Raw genomic sequence first — 16,713 nt, 5'->3', positions numbered from 1 at the left:
TACACTGCGCGCCATTCAAGAGAAGCGCCGGCCATGGCGGCGCAAGGAGGCCCAGATGATCAAGGTTCTGCATCCCTGCTGAGGATTCGTCCGCTCCCCGACGAATCCGCGAGTCCGGCCCCGCCTGTTGCTGAAGGCAGCGCGGCCGACCCCGAACCTGGCCCGGCGCACGCAAGCGGCGCGGGCCACTCTCTTGGTTTCCTGAATCATGAACAAGTTTTTTTCCACGGCCCTCGTGATGGGGCTGGGCGGCAGCGCATGGGCGGCCGATCCCGAGCCGGCGGCCGCCTCGATACGCGCGCTGCGCCAGGCCGGCCAGGCCGCGCTGCAGATCGACGGCCGGCTGGACGAGCCGCTTTGGCGCGCGGCGCCGGTCTACGAGCGCTTTGTGCAGTTCCTGCCCGAAGACCGGCAGCCGGCCCGCTGGCGCACGACCGTGCAAGTGATTGCCGACGAGCATGCGCTCACTTTTGCAATCCGTGCCTACGACCCGGAGCCCGGGCGCATCCGCGCGCCGCTGAGCCGGCGCGATGAAGTCGGGCTCGAGCAGGACTATGTCTCGGTCGTCATCGACCCGGTCGGGCGACGGCGCGCGGCGCAGTTCGTGCGCGTGGGCGCGTCGGGTTCGCTGGCGGATGGTGTGTTCATCGCCGATGACGACAGCGACGACATGGCGCCCGACTTCGATGTGCAGGCGGCGGTGCAAAGCTTGCCCGATGGCTACAGCGTCGAGCTGCGTTGGCCCCTGGCGGCCTTGCGCTTCCCGCACAGCGGGGGCGAGCCCTGGCGCGTGATGCTCACGCGCAGCGTGCCGCGTGAGGACGCGAATCTGATGGTCAGCCCGCCAACGCTGACCAAGGACGCCCTGAACTTCATCGCCGAGCTGCAAGCGCTGGAAGGTCTGGGCGACCTGGTCGAGCAGGTGCGCGAGCGCAGCTTCCTGAGCATTCGGCCCGAGCTGACCTGGCGCCGCGCTGAAGGCAGCGGCAAGGCCACGCTGGGAGCCGAGCTGAAGTGGCGGCCGCGCGCCGACTGGGTGATCGATGCGACGCTGAACCCGGACTTCTCGCAGATCGAATCCGACGCGCCGCAGATGGCCGCCAACACCCGCTTCGCGCTGTTCCAGCAGGAGAAGCGGCCCTTCTTCCTGGAGAGCACCGACGTGGTCGGCCAGAGCCAGCCGGACGAGTCGGGCCAGGCGCATGGCCTGGCGGCGTTCTATTCGCGCACCATCAGTGACCCTGACTGGGGCTTGCGCGCCACCTGGCGGGGCGCCTCGGCCGATGCTGTGGGCCTGAGCCTGCGCGATGCCGGCGGTGGCGATGTGCTGCGCCCGGCGGCCTATGCCACCGCTGCCCATGCCTACCGCGGCCATTCACAGGCGAGCTTTGTTCGCGGGCGACAACAGCTCGGCAATGCCAGCCTGGGCTTGCTCGCCTCCGAGCGCGGCTATGGCGGCGGCGCGTTCAATCGTGTCGTCGGCAGCGACTTCAGCTGGCGGACGGGCGAGTCCGATCTCTTGCGGGGCCATTGGCTGCAGTCCGCCAGCACGGCCGCGTTTGACGGCGAAGGCCGGGCCGTGCGCAGCGCCAGTGAAAGCGGTCACAAGCTCTGGCTGGCCTGGCAGCACCGCTCTGCCGAATGGATCAACCAGCTGCACCTGGAAGAGATCACGCCACGCTTTGCCAATGACAACGGCTTCGTGCCGCAGGCCGGCATCCGGCGTGCTTCAAGCGAACTGGCGCGCCGCTTGGGCGCGAGCGAGATGGCGGGCCTGCCGCTGTTCGAGCTGGAAGCGCAGTTGAAACTCGCGCAGACCGAGGCGCTGGCCGATGGCGCGCAACAGCGCGGTGGTGAGGTGATCGAACGCCTGCTGGAGCCGGGTTTCTGGTTCGCCACGGCGCGCAACACGGGTGTCTGGGGTCATCTGGGCCTGGGACAGCAGCGGGCGCGCTCAGGCGGTGCGCTGCATGCGCCGCGCACCGTGAACATCGGGCTGGAGTCCAATCCGGCGCCTTGGCTGAGCCTGCTGCATGCCGAGCTGCAGTGGGGGCGTCGGCTGGATGTCGAGGCGGATCGCCTGGGCAGCGGCATGAACCTCGTGATGCAGGCCAAGTTCCGGTTTGCCTTGCCGCAATCGTGGTGGCTGGAGCTGGAGCAGCAGCTGGGGCAGGGCTGGGTCAACAACCCGGCCGGGCAACGCAGCCTGAGCGAGCGCAACAGCCAGACCCTGGCCGTCGTTCACTTCGATGCCCGCGATTCCTTGCGCCTGATCAGTCAGCGCAGCCATGCGGGGCGGCGCGCCGAGGGGGTGCTGGCGGCGCTGGACGAGCAGGGTGGCAGCGACTCGCTGGTGTTGCAGCGTCGCGTGGGCCATGGCCGCATCCTGAGCGTCGGTGCCAGCCAGGCGCGCGAGTCTGCGCGCGAGCCCTGGCAGCGCCAGCTGTTTGCCAAGCTGGTCTGGGCCTGGTCGAACTGAGGCTGCGGGCGATCCAGAAACGACAAAGGCGCTCCGAGGAGCGCCTTCTTGCCTGTGCATCAACCCGTGAGGGTTGATCGGCCTGTATCAGTAGCCGCCGGAACGGCCACCGCCGCCGTAGCCGCCGCCACCGCCGGAACGGCCACCGCCGCCACCGCCGTAGCCGCCACCGCCGGAACGGCCACCGCCGCCACCGCCGTAGCCGCCGCCACCGCCGTAGCCGCCACCGCCGCCACCACCGTAGCCGCCGCCGCCGGAACGGCCACCGCCGCCACCGAAGCCGCCGCCGCCCGAACGGCCGCCGCCGCCGAAGCCGCCCGGACGCTCTTCACGAGGACGTGCTTCGTTCACGACGATGGCGCGGCCTTCCAGGGCCTGGCCATTCATGCCGTTGATTGCCGATTGAGCCTCGGCATCCGAACCCATTTCGACGAAGCCGAAGCCCTTCGAACGGCCGGTGTCGCGGTCCATCATGACCTTTGCAGAGGTCACAGTGCCAAATTGACCGAATGCTTCTTGCAGCGATTCGTCACGCACGCTGTAGGCCAGATTGCCCACATAAAGCTTGTTTCCCATGGGGAAGCCCTTTCAATACCAAAAAAACCATGCGGACTTTCAACCCACGTGAACCATTCAAGCGAAGGTGCGGCGTCCAGACACAGGTAGCCGATTATGGGTGAGGGGTCCAGCGATCCATACAACGCCCACGGCGAGTGTTGTTTTTCGTGCCTAGAGATAACCCGGTCGGGCCGATCCCGCAGTGCGGGCCTGCTGGCTAAGATGCGCGGCCCATGACCCAGCCCCCCGAAATCCGCATTGCCAGCCTGGTGCCCTCGCTGACCGAACTGCTGGTGGCGCTCGGCCTGGCGCCCTGGCTGGTGGCTCGCACCGGCTTTTGCATCCACCCGGCCGCGGCCGTGGCGAGCATCCCCAAGATTGGGGGCACCAAGGATGTGAACCTGGCCAAGCTGCGCCGCCTGGCGCCCAGCCATGTGCTGGTCAATGTGGATGAAAACCGGCTGGAAACAGTCACGGCGCTGCGCGAGTTCGTGCCCAATATCGTCGTGACCCATCCGAACGCGCCGCAGGACAACCTCGCCCTGCTGGACCAGATGCTGGCCCTGTTCGGCCACTTGCCGGGCGTGGCTGATCGGGCGGCGGCCTTGCGGAGGGCTCTGGAGAACGAGCTGGCCGCCTGTGCAGCGCGCCCCTGGCCGGCGCGCCGGGTGCTTTATCTGATCTGGCGAGCGCCCTGGATGACCGTGGCCCGCGACACCTATATCGCCCGCATGCTGGCCCAGGTCGGCTGGCAGACCTGGCCGCCTGTCGAGGGCGGCGAGCATGGCGCGGCCCGCTATCCGGCCTTGAATGGCGATGAGCCCTGGCTGGCCGGGATTGACGAGCTGCTCCTGAGCTCGGAGCCCTATCGCTTCGACGCCTCCCACCTGGCCGAGGTGCAGGTCCTGTGCCCGAATGCCCGCGTGCGCCTGGTGGATGGTGAACTGCTGAGCTGGTACGGGCCGAGAGCGGCTCCAGGGCTGGCCTATCTGCGCCGGCTGGCGACTCAGGGATAGAACCCGGCCGATGCGTCTCTGGCTGCACTGACAATTGCCGCATGGATTTCAAGCCCCTCGTCGCCCTGCTGGTCATCGTCAACCCTGTCGGGGTGGTGCCCTTCTTCATCCATTTCACGCAGAACTTCACGCGCGAGCAGCGCCGCCGCACCATCGTGGTCAGCTCGTTCACCGCTTTCGTGGTGATCGCCTTGAGCGCGCTCTTCGGCATGAAGATCATCGAGTTCTTCGGCATCTCGCTGGCCAGCTTCCAGGTTGGCGGCGGCACGCTGCTCTTGATCAGCTCCCTGCAGATGCTGAATGCGCAGCCGGCCGAAGGCCGCAAGGAAGACGTGAGCGAGGGCGCGCACAAGGTCGATGCCGGCGCCAGCATCGCCGTCGTGCCGCTGACCATCCCGCTGCTGACAGGCCCGGCCACGATCTCGACCATGGTGATCTATTCCAAGCAGACCCAGCAGTGGTGGCAGCTTGGCGTGCTGGTGGGCTATGGCGTGGTCGTCGGGCTGGTGACTTTCGCAGTCTTCTCGGCTTCCGGCCGCATCGCCAAGGTGCTGGGCCAGACCGGCATCAACATCATGACCCGCTTGATGGGCCTGATCCTCGCGGCCCTGGCCGTGGAGTTGCTGGCCGACGGTCTGCAGAAGCTGTTCCCCATCCTGAGCTCGGCCGCGGGCCACTGAGCTGGGTCCCGTGTTCTATTGCTGGAGGATGCCCCGGCGATTGCCGACACCATGCGGTTTTCCTTGCGCCGCGTGGGCCTGGACGTCGAGCATTTCAGCTGGCTGACCGAAGCCCGCCAGCGCCTGCAGCAAGCGCCACCCGACCTGGCGCTGTTCGACCCGGTCAACCCCTTCGTGATGAACGACCGCGCGATCAAGTAGGGCGTGCTCTTCATTGCGCTGACCTTCATCACCGTGGGCCTGGCCTTGAGCCTGTTCTTCCTGCTTCTCCTGACTTGTCGGAGCACCTGAGCTTCGGACTCGCCTATGGCTCCGCCGCGCTGTTCGTGCTCTTGCGCCTGGAGCAGGCTGCACTGGTGATCGGCTTGCTCCTGCTGTTTGCCCTGCTGGCGGCTGTCATGACGCTGACGCGCAGGCTCGACTGGTACAAGCTTGGCGCCGGCACAACGCCGACGCTCTCGACTCGGTGATAGGCCGCTTGCCGCTCGCTGGCTGCTCGGCCAGCATGGCGGCATCATGAATCTCTACGACCACATCATCATCGGCGCCGGCACGGCCGGCAGCCTTTTGGCCAACCGGCTGTCGGCAGACCCGCGCCGGCGGGTCCTGCTGCTGGAGGCCGGGGGGCGCGACGACTATCACTGGATTCACATCCCGGTCGGCTATCTCTACTGCATCGGCAATCCGCGCACCGACTGGCTCTACAAGACCGAGCCCGATGCGGGCCTGAACGGCCGCTCGCTGCGCTACCCGCGCGGCAAGGTGCTGGGCGGCTGCTCCAGCATCAACGGCATGATCTACATGCGCGGCCAGTCGCGCGACTACGACGACTGGGCCGCTGCCGTCGGTGATGCGCGCTGGCGCTGGGATTCGGTGCTGCCCTTCTTCAAGAAGCATGAGGACCACTGGCGTCTGGATGGGCCAGGCGCCAGCCCTGCCTTCCAGTCGGCGCATGGCCATGGCGGCGAATGGCGGGTCGAACGCCAGCGCCTGCGCTGGGACATCCTCGATGCCTTTGCCCAGGCTGCGACCGAGGCCGGCATCCCGGCCACCGAAGACTTCAACGCCGGCAACAACGAAGGCGTCGGCTACTTCGAAGTCAACCAGCGCAAAGGCCTGCGCTGGAACACGGCCAAGGCCTTTCTGCGTCCGGCCTGCTACGGCCGGCCCAACTTCGAACTCTGGACCGGCGCGCGTGTGCAGCGCCTGCTGTTTGATCGCGTCGATGGCCAATTGCGCTGCACCGGTGCCGAAGTGCACACGCCGCATGGCGTCGAGCAGGTCATGCTGAAGCAGGGCGGCGAGGTCTTGCTCGCGGCGGGTGCCATCGGCTCACCGCAGCTCCTGCAGGTCTCCGGCATTGGGCCCGGCGCGCTGCTGCGGAAGCATGGCGTCGAGGTGCAAGCGGAGATGAGCGGCGTCGGTGCCAATCTGCAAGACCATCTGCAGATCCGCGCGGTCTTCAAGGTCCAGGGCGCGAAGACGCTGAACAAGCTGGCCGGCAACTGGTGGGGCAAGGCGATGATCGGCCTCGAATACGCGCTCAAGCGCAGCGGGCCGATGAGCATGGCACCCTCGCAGCTCGGCGCGTTTGCCAGGAGCAGCGCAGACAAGGCCTGGCCTGATCTCGAATACCACGTGCAGCCGCTTTCGCTCGATGCCTTCGGCGAGCCGCTGCATGCCTTCAGTGCCTTCACCGCCAGCGTCTGCAATCTGAACCCGACGAGCCGCGGCACGGTCAACATCACGTCTGCCGACGCGAGCGTGGCGCCAGCGATTGCGCCGAACTACCTGAGCACCGAGGAGGACCGCCGCATTGCGGCGGAGAGCCTGCGCCTGACGCGCCGCATCGTGTCGCAGCCTGCGCTGGCCCGCTACAAGCCCGAGGAGTTCAAGCCGGGCTCGCAGTTCCAGACGGACGAGGAGCTGGCGCGCCTGGCTGGCGACATCGCCACCACGATCTTCCATCCGGTCGGCACCTGCAAGATGGGTCGGGCGGAAGATGAATCGGCCGTGGTGGACAGCGAGCTGCGTGTGCGCGGCGTGGCCGGCCTGCGCGTGGTCGATGCCAGCGTGATGCCGACCATCACCAGCGGCAACACCAACTCGCCGACGCTGATGATTGCCGAGCGCGCGGCGGAGCTGATACTGAAGAGTTAGGTCGGGGAGAAGCGCTCTTCGAGGTAGGCGAGCAGCGTCCGTATCGTCTGCGCTTCGCCGCCGACCGGGCGGCCGGCGCGGGCCACGTCGTTCCAGGCGAACAGGTCCACATGCAGCCAGTCCTGGTACTCTGGCACGAAGTACTCGAGGAACAGCGCGGCATTGATCGCGCCACCCAGCGCATTGCGCCCGGTGTTGACGATGTCGCCGATGCTGCTGGCAATGCCTTCCTTGTAGGGCGCCCACAGCGGCATGTGCCACAGCGGGTCGTCCAGCTTCAGGCCCAGGTCCACCAGGTCGCGGGCGGTATCCATGTGCTTGGCAAACAGAGCCGGCAATTGCGCGCCCAGCGCGATGCGGGCGGCGCCGGTCAGGGTAGCCAGGTCGATGATCAGCTCGGGCTTGGACTCGCTGGCGTAGGCCAGGGCGTCGCAAAGGATCACGCGGCCTTCGGCGTCGGTGTTGCCGATCTCGATCTGCAGGCCCTGGCGGGTCTTGATCACGTCGCCGGGGCGGTAGGCGTTGCCGGCCACCGAGTTCTCGACCGCGGGGATCAGCAGCTGCAGGTTCACCGGCAGCTTGAGCGCCATCACCAGCGAGGCCAGGCCCAGCGCGTTGGCGGCGCCGCCCATGTCCTTCTTCATCTGGCGCATGCCGTCGGCACTCTTCATGTCCAGGCCGCCGGTGTCGAAGCAGACGCCCTTGCCGACGATGGTGAGCTTCGGATGCTTGCTGCTGCCCCAGTTCAATTCGATCAGGCGCGGCGCACGGGTGCTTGCGCGGCCCACGGCGTGGATGGCCGGGAAGTTCTTCTTCAGCAGATCCTCACCGACGATGGCCGAGAACTTCGCGCCATGCTGCTTGGCCACATGCTTGGCGGCCTGCGCCAGCTCATCCGGGCCCATGTGCTCGGCCGGCGTGTTGACCAGGTCGCGGGTGGCGGCAATCACATGCGCCATCGCGAGGCCCCGCTGGGCTTCGGGCGAGGAGAGCAGTTGCAGCGTCGCTGCTGGGCGGCGGCGCGGCTTGTAGACGTCGAACTGATAGGCGCCCAGCTCCCACGAGAGCGCGGCCTGCTCGGCCGGCACTTGCAGGCCGGCGTCGCTCAGTTGATAGGCGCCTTGCGGCAGCGTTTGCGGCAGTGCAGCCAGCGCCCAGGGGCTGGCTGCGCGCTCGACGCCGGCGAACACCTGGCCCAGCTTGCCTTCGGCATCGGGGATGAGGGCGTGGCTGTCGGGCTTGCCATCAAATCCGACCGCGGCCAGCCAGTTGCGGGTGGCGGCCGGCAGTTTCGGAGCCAGTTCCTTGAAGGCGGCGCGATCGACCACGGTAATGGCGATGGCAGCGGAGGGGGCGGACTTTGTGAGTTGAACCGTCATGGCAGCGGGTACCGAAGGCTGGTGAAGGAGAGCGCCATTGTCGCCCGCCACGGTGCGCCCGGTCAGCAGCTGTGCTGGAGTCGAGCCAGCAAGGACATGGCGGCTGGCGACGCCTTGGCCGGGCCGGCGCCTGCCATGCTGGCCAGCAGGCGTTCGGCCGTTGCCAGCTGCGGCGTGATCGGGCCGATGAATTGCAGGAGGGCGCCCTGGCCCACCAGCAGGGTCGGGAAGGTCTCGACCTCCAGGTCGCCGACCAGTTCCTCGTCGTCCTCGATGTCCACCCAGACGAAGCGGACCCCCGGATGGCGCTCGCGCAGCTGGGCAAAGACGTCGTGGTAGCTGTCGCAGACGCGACACCAGCTGGCGCACAGGCAGGCCACCAGCGGGGTGGCAGCGGTAGTTGCGGGGCTCATCGTGGGGCCAAATGTAGCCGCAGCCCGAGCGAGTCAGGCCGCTTGGTCAGCAAATGTTGCTGGACTGTCAACCGGCCTCAAATTGCCTGCGTTGTCCCCCTCAACAGCCCGGCAAGGGGCCCCGCTCAGAGGGACCCGGGTTGAGTCAACGGGGCATACAGCCATGATGAAGTCTCAGCAACGCACGACCGAACAGCAACCGCGCCGCATCCCGATGCCCGAGTGGCAGAGCGACAAGGGCCGCAAGCACGAAGCCTTCGAATCCGGCCATTTCGGTTGCGACCGCCGCAGCCTGGCCCTGGCCCAACGCTGCGACCGCAAGCGCTAAGCCCCAGCCACCATCAGCGCACCACCACGGTGCGCTGAGCCATTTCAGGCCCCACCCAACGGGGCCAGCAGCAGGTCCAGATCCGCTGCCGAGAACTTGGCCGCCGCGGCCTCATCACTGCCCAGCACGGCCTCTGACAGCGCCCTCTTGCGCGCCTGCAGTTCCAGCATCCGCTCCTCGATGCTGCCCTCCACCACCAGTTTGTAGACAAAGACCGGCCGGTCCTGGCCGATCCGGTGCGCCCGTGAGGACGCTTGTTCCTCGACGGCCGGGTTCCACCAGGGGTCGACATGGATCACCGTGTCCGCCGCAGTCAGATTGAGGCCGACGCCGCCGGCCTTGAGGCTGATCAAGAACAGCGGTGATTCGCCGGCTTGGAAACGCCGGACCAACTCGCCACGCGCGCCCGCCGGCGTGGCGCCGGTCAGCTGCAAATGGGCCAGCCCGAGCTGGGTCAGCTCTTCCGTGAGCAGGTCCAGCATGCCGGTGAACTGCGAGAACACCAGCACCCGGCGGCCCTCTTCCACAAGGCCCGGCAGGGTTTCGGCCAGCCAGTCCAGCTTGGCCCGGCCCTGGTTGTCCTTGCCTGCTTCGCCAGGCAGGAGGCGGGGGTCGCAGCAAACCTGGCGCAGCTTCAAGAGTGCGTCCAGGACGGCGATGCGGGCGCCATCGAACCCCTGGCGCTCCAGCACACGCTTCACCTGCTTGTCCGCGGCCACCCGCACGCTTTCATAGAGTTCCCGCTGCCGACCCTGCAAAGGCACGCGGCGCAGCACCTCGGTGAGCGGTGGGAGCTCGGCCGCCACCTGGTCTTTCAGCCGACGCAGGATGAAAGGGCGCACCCGCTGGGAGAGCAGTTCGGCACGCAGCGTTTCGCCGTTTTCCTCGATGGGCTTGCGCCAACGTCGGGCAAATGTGCGTGAATCTCCAAGAAAACCCGGCATCAGGAAGTCAAACTGTGCCCAGAGCTCACCCAGATGGTTCTCGATCGGCGTCCCGGTCAGGCTCAGCCGGTGCCGGGCCTTGAGCCGGCGGAGCGCCTTGGCCGCCAGGCTGCCGGCGTTCTTGACCTGCTGGGCTTCATCCAGCACCAGCAGATGCCAGGGCTGGCCCGAGAGGATGTCGATGTCGCGCCACAGCAAGGGATAGCTCGTCAGCACCAGGTCGAACTCCGCCAGACGGGCGAAATTGGCCTGGCGCGCCGGGCCGTGCAGCGTCAAGAGCCGCAGGTCTGGCGCGACCCTTGCCGCCTCCGCCCGCCAGTTGAACAGCAAGGACGTCGGCAGCACGGCTAGCGCCGGGCGGTCCAGGCGGCCGGCCTGCTTCTCGATCAACAGATGTGCCAATGTCTGGGCGGTCTTGCCCAGGCCCATGTCGTCGGCCAGGATGCCGGCCAGGTTCTGTTCGCGCAGGTATTGCAGCCAGGCCAGGCCGGTGCGCTGGTAGGGGCGCAGGTCCAGGCCAAGGCCGGCAGGTGGTTCAACCAACCGCGGCTCGCCGGCCAGGCGAAGGCGCCGGGCCAGCAGGCGCAGATCGGCGTCGCCATGGAACTGCCAGCCACTGCGGTCGTCCAAGGCCTCCAGCCTTCCGGCCTCCCAGTCACTCAGGGCAATGGGGCCGGCGTCCTGGATCTCGACCAGCAGCTCCACCATCGCGCCAATGACGGCTTTCAGCGGCGCCGCACGCACCGCGATCCGGCGGCCGCCCGGCGCATGCAGGATCACTTCGGCATCGTCATCGATGCTGGCAATCACCTCGGCACGCAGCCAGCGGCCATCGCGGCGCAAGAGGTCGGCGATCAGCGGCGCCAGGTCCAGGTTCTCGCCATCAATCTCCAGACCCAGGCTGAGCAACCAGGAGCCACGCCTGCCGGAACCGGCCAGACGTTCCAGCCGGGCGCTGCAGACTTCGGCCCGCGCCGGCAGGTGGGCAAATCCGGGCTGCACGTCGACCTGCCAGCCCAGCTCACGCAGCTTGGGCAACTGACTGACGCAAAACTCGCCGAACTGGGCCTCCTGCGCCAAGGTCCAGGGGGCGGCCGGGCAGGCGGCGGCGTCGGGGTCGCGCCATTGCAGCCGAGTGGCGTCGACCGGCATCAGCCCGAGGTCCCAGAGCTGGTCCCGCGCATCGGCCTCGGCGGCCAGGTCGCGCTGCAGCCAGCGGCCGGCGACCTGCTGTCGCGCGGGTGCCCGGCTGTTGAGCAGGCTGCGGGGTGCGGGCGTCTGCCAGGCAAAGCCGGCGGCGCCGCGGTAGGTCCAGTCCACCCAGGCGAGGCTGACGCTGTCGCCCCGGGGCCCGATGGCGCCGTCGCGCGCCATACCCAGCAGCCCGTCGCCCCGGCCCAGGGTGCGTAGGGTCAGCCGGGGGCGGAAGACGGCTTGCACCTCGGCGCCCAAGCCGTCGTCCATCAGCAGGTCCAGCAGGCGGCCGGCATCGGCATCGGCCAGCCTGGGCAGTTCTCTCAAGGTGCTGCGGCTGGCCTGACTGCGCAGCGCGCCGGCCCATTGCACCAAGGCATCGCTGCCGGCATCGACCGCAGCATGGCGGGGCAGGCTCAGGATCACGGCGGCGGCGTGCTCGCAGAAATGCCTCTGCTTGCATGTGCACAGGGCGCTGTAGTGTGGCCGGCCATCACGACCGGTCACGCCCTGCAGCGTCAGCTCGAAGACCTGTCCGCCCGCGCCGGAGAGCCGCGCCATGGCACCGTCTTCGTCCAGCTTCAGCTCGATCAGGCGCTCACCCAGCAGTGCGCCGCGGCGCAGGCGCTCGGGTGCGAAAAGCTGGCGCATCCGCTCGGCGTCGGGTGGCCAGATCGGGTTGGCGGCATCAGGGCTCGGGGCGGTCATGACCTGCCATTGTCCAGCCCCCGCTACCGCACAATCGCCGCTGGCCGATTGGGGCTGATCTTGCACAAGGGCTTGAAGTGGCTGCTGTTCGATTCCTGGGGCGTTGGAGCCGCCGTCTTCTGATCCTGCTGCTGCTGGCTCTGCTGCTATCCCTGGTGCTGGCCGTGCAGACCTCGCCGGTGCTGAACGCTCGCCCGCCCACATCGGCCGCCGACCTGGACGCAGCCCGCGCCCTGTTGCGACGCGCCGACCCGCGTTCGGGCCCGGTGGGCCGTCCGCGGGTGGTTTACGCCAGCGAACGTGAGCTGGACCTGATCCTCAACTACCTGGCGCGCCATGGTGGCGTGGCAGCCAGCCAGCTGAAGGTGAGCCAGGGAACGATGACGGTGCGGGCCAGTCGGCGTGTCCCGTTGCTGCCCCTCTGGCTGAACCTGGAGCTGCGCCTGGTCGAGGGGCCGGGCCTGCCCGACATTGCCGGCGGCCAGCTGGGGCGGCTGCCCCTGCCGCGGCCTGTGTTGCGCTGGATGGGTCAGCGCCTGCTGGACCGCTACAGCGCCACCGCAGGTTTCGAGCTCGCCGGTGACCTGGTCCAGCGCATCGAGTTTCAGCACCAGCGGGCGCTGCTGGTCTATGTCTGGCAGGCGGACAGCGCTCGCCGAGCGGTGGGCAGCCTGTTGCCCGTGGCCGAGCAGCAGCGTGCCCGGGTCTATTGGCAGGCGCTGCAGCGGCGCCTCGCGGCGGCGGCCGGCCTGGAGCAACTGGCCGGTGTCGAGGTGTTCAAGCCGTTGGCCGAGCTCGCCCTGAGCCGCAGCAGCGACGACGCGAGCGCCTCCCTCGAAGCGCGCGCCCTGCTGGTGGCATTGGCCCTGCATGCCTCGGGCCGAGGCCCCGCCACGCTGTTTCCGAAGGCCGACGACTGGCCGGCGGCGCACCCGGCCTGGTTGGGCTTTGCCCGGCGCCAGGACTTCGGACAGCATTTCCTGATCTCGGCGGCGCTGGCCTCCGAGGCGGGCGGCCCGCTGGCCGACGCCATCGGTGTGCAGAAGGAGCTGGCCGATGCCCGGGACGGCAGCGGTTTCAGCTTCAACGACATCGCCGCCGACCGCGCCGGCAGCCGTTTTGGCCAATGGGCCCGGCAAAGACCCCGCGAATGGCTGCAGACTCTGGCCCAAGGCGTTGTGGAGGAACAACTATTCCCCCATGTAGATGACCTGCCTGAATTTCTTCATGAACGCGACTTTCGCAGCCGCTATGGCGGCCCCGGCGCCCCGGCCTACCGCCAGATGATGGAAGAAATCGAGCGCCGACTGCGTGCCTTGCCCCTGGGCGCCCCATAGAAAGGGGCCCTGCGGGGGGGTATGACACCTCGGCGACACGTCTATAGCCCAGCTTGACCCTTGGCAAGCCGCGGAACACGGGGGGGTGTTGTGGCCGCGTCACGACCAGTCGTTGTTATTGGGATTCACCCTTAGGGGGGTCGGGCCGCACTTCGCAAAAAATCGCCGCTCGCGTGTCTGTGACTTATGGGACATGAACCTAGTCACAGGGGCACACCTTTTTTCTTCCTGGAGAGATCCTCTATGAAACAAGCAAAGCGGTCGACGGTGGTGATGCGCCAGTCGATCTTGGCGGCGGCAGCCAGCCTGTGCATGGCCAGCGTGGCATATGCCCAGAGCGCTGAAGGCGCAATTTTCGGTAGCGCCACGGCGGGTGCCACGGTCTCCATCGTCAACATGGAAACCGGTCTGCGTCGTCAAACGACGGTGGAAAAGTCCGGCGCGTTCAACTTCGGCAAGCTGCCTCCTGGCCGTTACCAGATCGTCTCCGGCGGCAAGACCCGTGAAGTCACGGTGAACATCGGTACCGGTACCGAAGTCAAGCTCGACGCTGAAGCGCTGGAACGCGTGGACATCGTCGGCTCGGCCCGCCGCACCACCATCGACGTCTCCAGCGTCGAAACCAACACGGTCTTCTCGGCCAAGCAGGTCGAAGCGCTGCCGGTGGCACGCGCGGTCAACTCGGTGGCCCTGCTGGCTCCGGGCGTGGTCGCTGGCGACGCCGGCATCGGCGACGGCACGCTGCCCTCGTTCAATGGCGCGTCGGTGGCTGAAAACGGCTACTTCATCAACGGCCTGGACGTTACCAACATCCGCAACTTCACGTCCTACGCGCAACTGCCGTTCGACGCGATTGCTCAGCTGCAGGTCAAGTCCGGCGGCTACGGCGCCGAGTTCGGCCGTTCGCTGGGTGGCGTGATCAACCAGGTCTCCAAGCGCGGTACCAACGAATGGAAGGTTGGCGGCTCGCTGTACATGGAGCCTTCGGCCCTGCGCTCCAGCGGCACCGACGTGCGCGACAAGGAAGCTGATCGTCCGAATGCCTACTACCTGTTCCAGTCGCAGAACACCCGTTCCTCGACGAACCTGAACGTGTATGCCGGCGGTCCGATCATCAAGGACAAGCTGTTCATCTTCGGCCTGGTCGAAGGTCGTTCGATCAAGAATGACACCTACGGCACGACGCAGAGCACCGTTACCGAGAACACCCGCCCGCGCGGCATGGTCAAGGTCGACTTCACGCCGAGCGACGACCACCGCTTCGAGCTGACCGCGATCGACACCAAGAGCTCCGTCGACTACACGGACTACAAGAACTCGGTCAACTACAGCCCGTCGCATGACGGTGTGGGTGCCAAGAGCCAGCTCAAGGGCGGCGGCGACGTCGGCATCCTGCGCTACACCGGCTACATGACCGACAACCTGACGGTGTCGGCCCTGTACGGTCGCGTCAGCGACTACCTGGGTGTGTACAGCGGTGCCCGTACCGGCGGCGCCGAGTGCCCGACCGTCTACGAAGTCGGCGCTCTGGTGGCCCTGGGCTGCTGGGTCGAGCCCTTCCCCGGCACGCCGGGTCGTGACCCGAACGCCAAGCCTGACCGCGACCTGCGCGTCTCGTCGCGTTTCGACATCGAATACAACCTGGGCTCGCACACGATCCGTGCCGGTCTGGACAACGTGAAGTTCACGTCGTCGCAAGCCGGTGGCTCGAGCTACTCGGGCGGCCAGTACTGGCGCTATTTCGTGACGCCGGCTGCCGGCGGCACGGTTTATGGCGTGGCACTGCCAGGCAACACGCCTTACGTTCGCCTGCGTACGTCGGACCAGACCAGCGGCGAGTACGACCTGACCAACAACACGGCCTACGTGGAAGACAGCTGGCAAGCCAGCCGCAACCTGCTGCTGTACGGTGGCCTGCGTTCCGAGTCCTTCGACAACCACAACAGCGCCGGCGTCAGCTTCATCAAGGCCACCAACCTGATCGCTCCGCGTCTGGGCTTCGCCTGGAACATGGCAGGTGACTCGTCGATCAAGCTGTACGGTAACGCTGGCCGCTACTTCATTCCTGTTGCCTCGAACACCAACATCCGCGCAACGCGCGGCGAGTCGAGCACGGAAGCGATGTACCGCTACACCGGCCGCGATGCCAAGACGGGCGCTCCGACGGGCCTGACCCAGATCGGCTCCACCGTCGTCAACTCCGACGGCCGTCAACCGGATCCGCGCACCATTGCCGCGACCAACCTGAACCCGATGAGCCAGGACGAATGGATCCTCGGTATCCAGAAGGTCGTGGCCAAGGGCTGGACCGCTGGCGTGAAGGGTACGTACCGCGTCATCCAGGACGGCATGGACGACTTCTGCGGCCACTATCCGATGGTCAACTGGGCCGCCGACAACGGCAAGACGAACTTCGACTCGCATACGCTGGCACCCTGCCTGATGGTCAATCCTGGCAAGGACGTGAGCGTCGCCATGGACCTGGAAAACAACGGCACCTACACCGTTGTCAACATCCCGGCCAAGTACTTCAACCTCGCCAAGTACGAGCGTAAGTACTCCGCTCTCGAACTGAGCCTGGAAAAGCCCTTTGACGGCAAGTGGGGCGTGAACATGTCCTACGTGTGGTCGAAGAGCAAGGGCACGGCCGAAGGCTATGTGCAGTCGACGCTGAACCAGGAAGACGCTGGCCTGACGCAAGACTTTGACTTCGGCTCGTTCACCGACGGTGCCTATGGCTACCTGCCGAATGACCGCCGCCACGTCGTCAAGATCTACGGCAACTACGCGCTGACCGACGAGTTCCGCGCCGGCCTGAACGCCTCGATTTCGTCGGGCCGTCCGTACAGCTGTATCGGTTTCGTGCCGAACACGGTGCCGGACTATGACGAAACCTGGAAGTCCAGCCCGTCGTCGTACTACTGCCGCAAGAGCGCGACGGAAGTCGCCCTGATCCCGCGCGGTAGCGCCGGCCGTACGCCGTGGTCCACGCAGATCGACCTGCAACTGTCGTACACCCCGAAGTGGGCTTCCGACAAGCTGACGCTGCAGGCTGACGTGTTCAACGTGTTCAACTCGCAGACCGCTCTGGAACTGAACGAAACGCGCGACTATGACCAGGCCACTGGCATTACCGCTCCGTACCGTCTGAACCAGAACTACCTGAGCCCGAGCCGCTTCCAGGCACCGCGTTATGTGCGCCTGACTGCTCGCTACGAGTTCTAAGTAGAAGCCTGAAGAGCGGCACCTCCGGGTGCTGCCTTGACATGCTGAAAGCCGCCCCTCGGGGCGGCTTTTTGTTGTTCATCGCCGATCTGGGTGGGCAGCTCTCGGCATGTTGCGGCCGTTCGTGTTCTGGTGTTTGGATTGGTCGATGAGCAGGCCGCCAGCGGGCATGTGCCTCGACAAAGGCGACGCGCGGTGCGGATCAGGACGGTTGGGCGCTCTGTGGAGTGAGGTAGAGGAGGAGGCCGAAGGCCGGGGGACACGAACGCAACAGAGTGCCCAAGCGGCCTGA

Annotated in this window: 13 protein-coding genes; 9 read left to right on the top strand and 4 right to left on the bottom strand. The window is 67.0% G+C overall.

The features are described 5' to 3' along the window. The first annotated feature begins 208 nt into the window (after window positions 1–208). Window positions 209–2,479, top strand: coding sequence for a carbohydrate binding family 9 domain-containing protein (locus ABT392_RS18895; RefSeq protein ID WP_395384943.1), 2,271 nt, complete (start codon window positions 209–211; stop codon window positions 2,477–2,479). An 87-nt stretch (window positions 2,480–2,566) separates the two neighbouring features. Here ABT392_RS18895 and ABT392_RS18890 read toward each other — a convergent pair whose 3' ends face one another. Further along, window positions 2,567–3,055: an RNA recognition motif domain-containing protein gene (locus ABT392_RS18890; RefSeq protein ID WP_395384944.1), complete on the bottom strand. Its 489-nt coding sequence runs from the start codon at window positions 3,053–3,055 to the stop codon at window positions 2,567–2,569. A gap of 215 nt (window positions 3,056–3,270) precedes the next feature. Between ABT392_RS18890 and ABT392_RS18885 the strand changes: the two genes are divergently transcribed. From ABT392_RS18885 to ABT392_RS18865, 5 genes are all read left to right on the top strand, one after another. Continuing rightward, window positions 3,271–4,053 (top strand): helical backbone metal receptor, encoded by a 783-nt coding sequence (locus ABT392_RS18885; RefSeq protein ID WP_464970841.1) that lies wholly within the window; start codon window positions 3,271–3,273, stop codon window positions 4,051–4,053. 41 nt (window positions 4,054–4,094) lie between these two features. Next, window positions 4,095–4,733: a MarC family protein gene (locus ABT392_RS18880; protein ID WP_334279668.1), complete on the top strand. Its 639-nt coding sequence runs from the start codon at window positions 4,095–4,097 to the stop codon at window positions 4,731–4,733. 51 nt (window positions 4,734–4,784) lie between these two features. Continuing rightward, window positions 4,785–4,934 carry a hypothetical protein gene (locus tag ABT392_RS18875; RefSeq protein ID WP_395384946.1) on the top strand — a complete coding sequence of 50 codons (150 nt, stop codon included), beginning with the start codon at window positions 4,785–4,787 and terminating at the stop codon, window positions 4,932–4,934. A gap of 74 nt (window positions 4,935–5,008) precedes the next feature. Continuing rightward, entirely contained in the window at window positions 5,009–5,203 is a 195-nt protein-coding gene (locus tag ABT392_RS18870) for an inner membrane CreD family protein (RefSeq protein WP_395384947.1), read from the top strand. A gap of 46 nt (window positions 5,204–5,249) precedes the next feature. After that, window positions 5,250–6,893 (top strand): GMC family oxidoreductase, encoded by a 1,644-nt coding sequence (locus ABT392_RS18865; RefSeq protein ID WP_395384948.1) that lies wholly within the window; start codon window positions 5,250–5,252, stop codon window positions 6,891–6,893. Here ABT392_RS18865 and ABT392_RS18860 read toward each other — a convergent pair. Then, the gene (locus ABT392_RS18860; protein ID WP_395384949.1) at window positions 6,890–8,272 is read right to left on the bottom strand and encodes a leucyl aminopeptidase family protein; all 1,383 of its coding nucleotides are present in this window, start codon (window positions 8,270–8,272) and stop codon (window positions 6,890–6,892) included. The genes ABT392_RS18865 and ABT392_RS18860 overlap by 4 nt on opposite strands. Before the next feature lie 62 nt (window positions 8,273–8,334). Then, the gene (locus tag ABT392_RS18855) at window positions 8,335–8,685 is read right to left on the bottom strand and encodes a thioredoxin family protein (protein ID WP_395384950.1); all 351 of its coding nucleotides are present in this window, start codon (window positions 8,683–8,685) and stop codon (window positions 8,335–8,337) included. Between the two features lie 163 nt (window positions 8,686–8,848). Between ABT392_RS18855 and ABT392_RS18850 the strand changes: the two genes are divergently transcribed. Continuing rightward, window positions 8,849–9,013 carry a hypothetical protein gene (locus tag ABT392_RS18850; protein WP_464970840.1) on the top strand — a complete coding sequence of 55 codons (165 nt, stop codon included), beginning with the start codon at window positions 8,849–8,851 and terminating at the stop codon, window positions 9,011–9,013. Between the two features lie 44 nt (window positions 9,014–9,057). Here ABT392_RS18850 and ABT392_RS18845 read toward each other — a convergent pair whose 3' ends face one another. Next, window positions 9,058–11,859, bottom strand: a complete 2,802-nt coding sequence (locus tag ABT392_RS18845) for a DEAD/DEAH box helicase (RefSeq protein ID WP_395384951.1) — start codon at window positions 11,857–11,859, stop codon at window positions 9,058–9,060. Between the two features lie 77 nt (window positions 11,860–11,936). Between ABT392_RS18845 and ABT392_RS18840 the strand changes: the two genes are divergently transcribed. Next, the gene (locus ABT392_RS18840) at window positions 11,937–13,196 is read left to right on the top strand and encodes a hypothetical protein (protein ID WP_395384952.1); all 1,260 of its coding nucleotides are present in this window, start codon (window positions 11,937–11,939) and stop codon (window positions 13,194–13,196) included. Window positions 13,197–13,439: 243 nt separating this feature from the next. Beyond that, a complete protein-coding gene (locus tag ABT392_RS18835; RefSeq protein ID WP_334279661.1) occupies window positions 13,440–16,421 on the top strand; it encodes a TonB-dependent receptor in 2,982 nt (993 codons plus the stop codon). The last annotated feature ends 292 nt before the right edge of the window (window positions 16,422–16,713 follow it).

The sequence above is a fragment of the Paucibacter sp. JuS9 genome (genome assembly GCF_044043925.2).
Lineage (GTDB): Bacteria > Pseudomonadota > Gammaproteobacteria > Burkholderiales > Burkholderiaceae_C > JAUASW01.
This window is presented reverse-complemented; position numbering and strand designations above follow the sequence as displayed.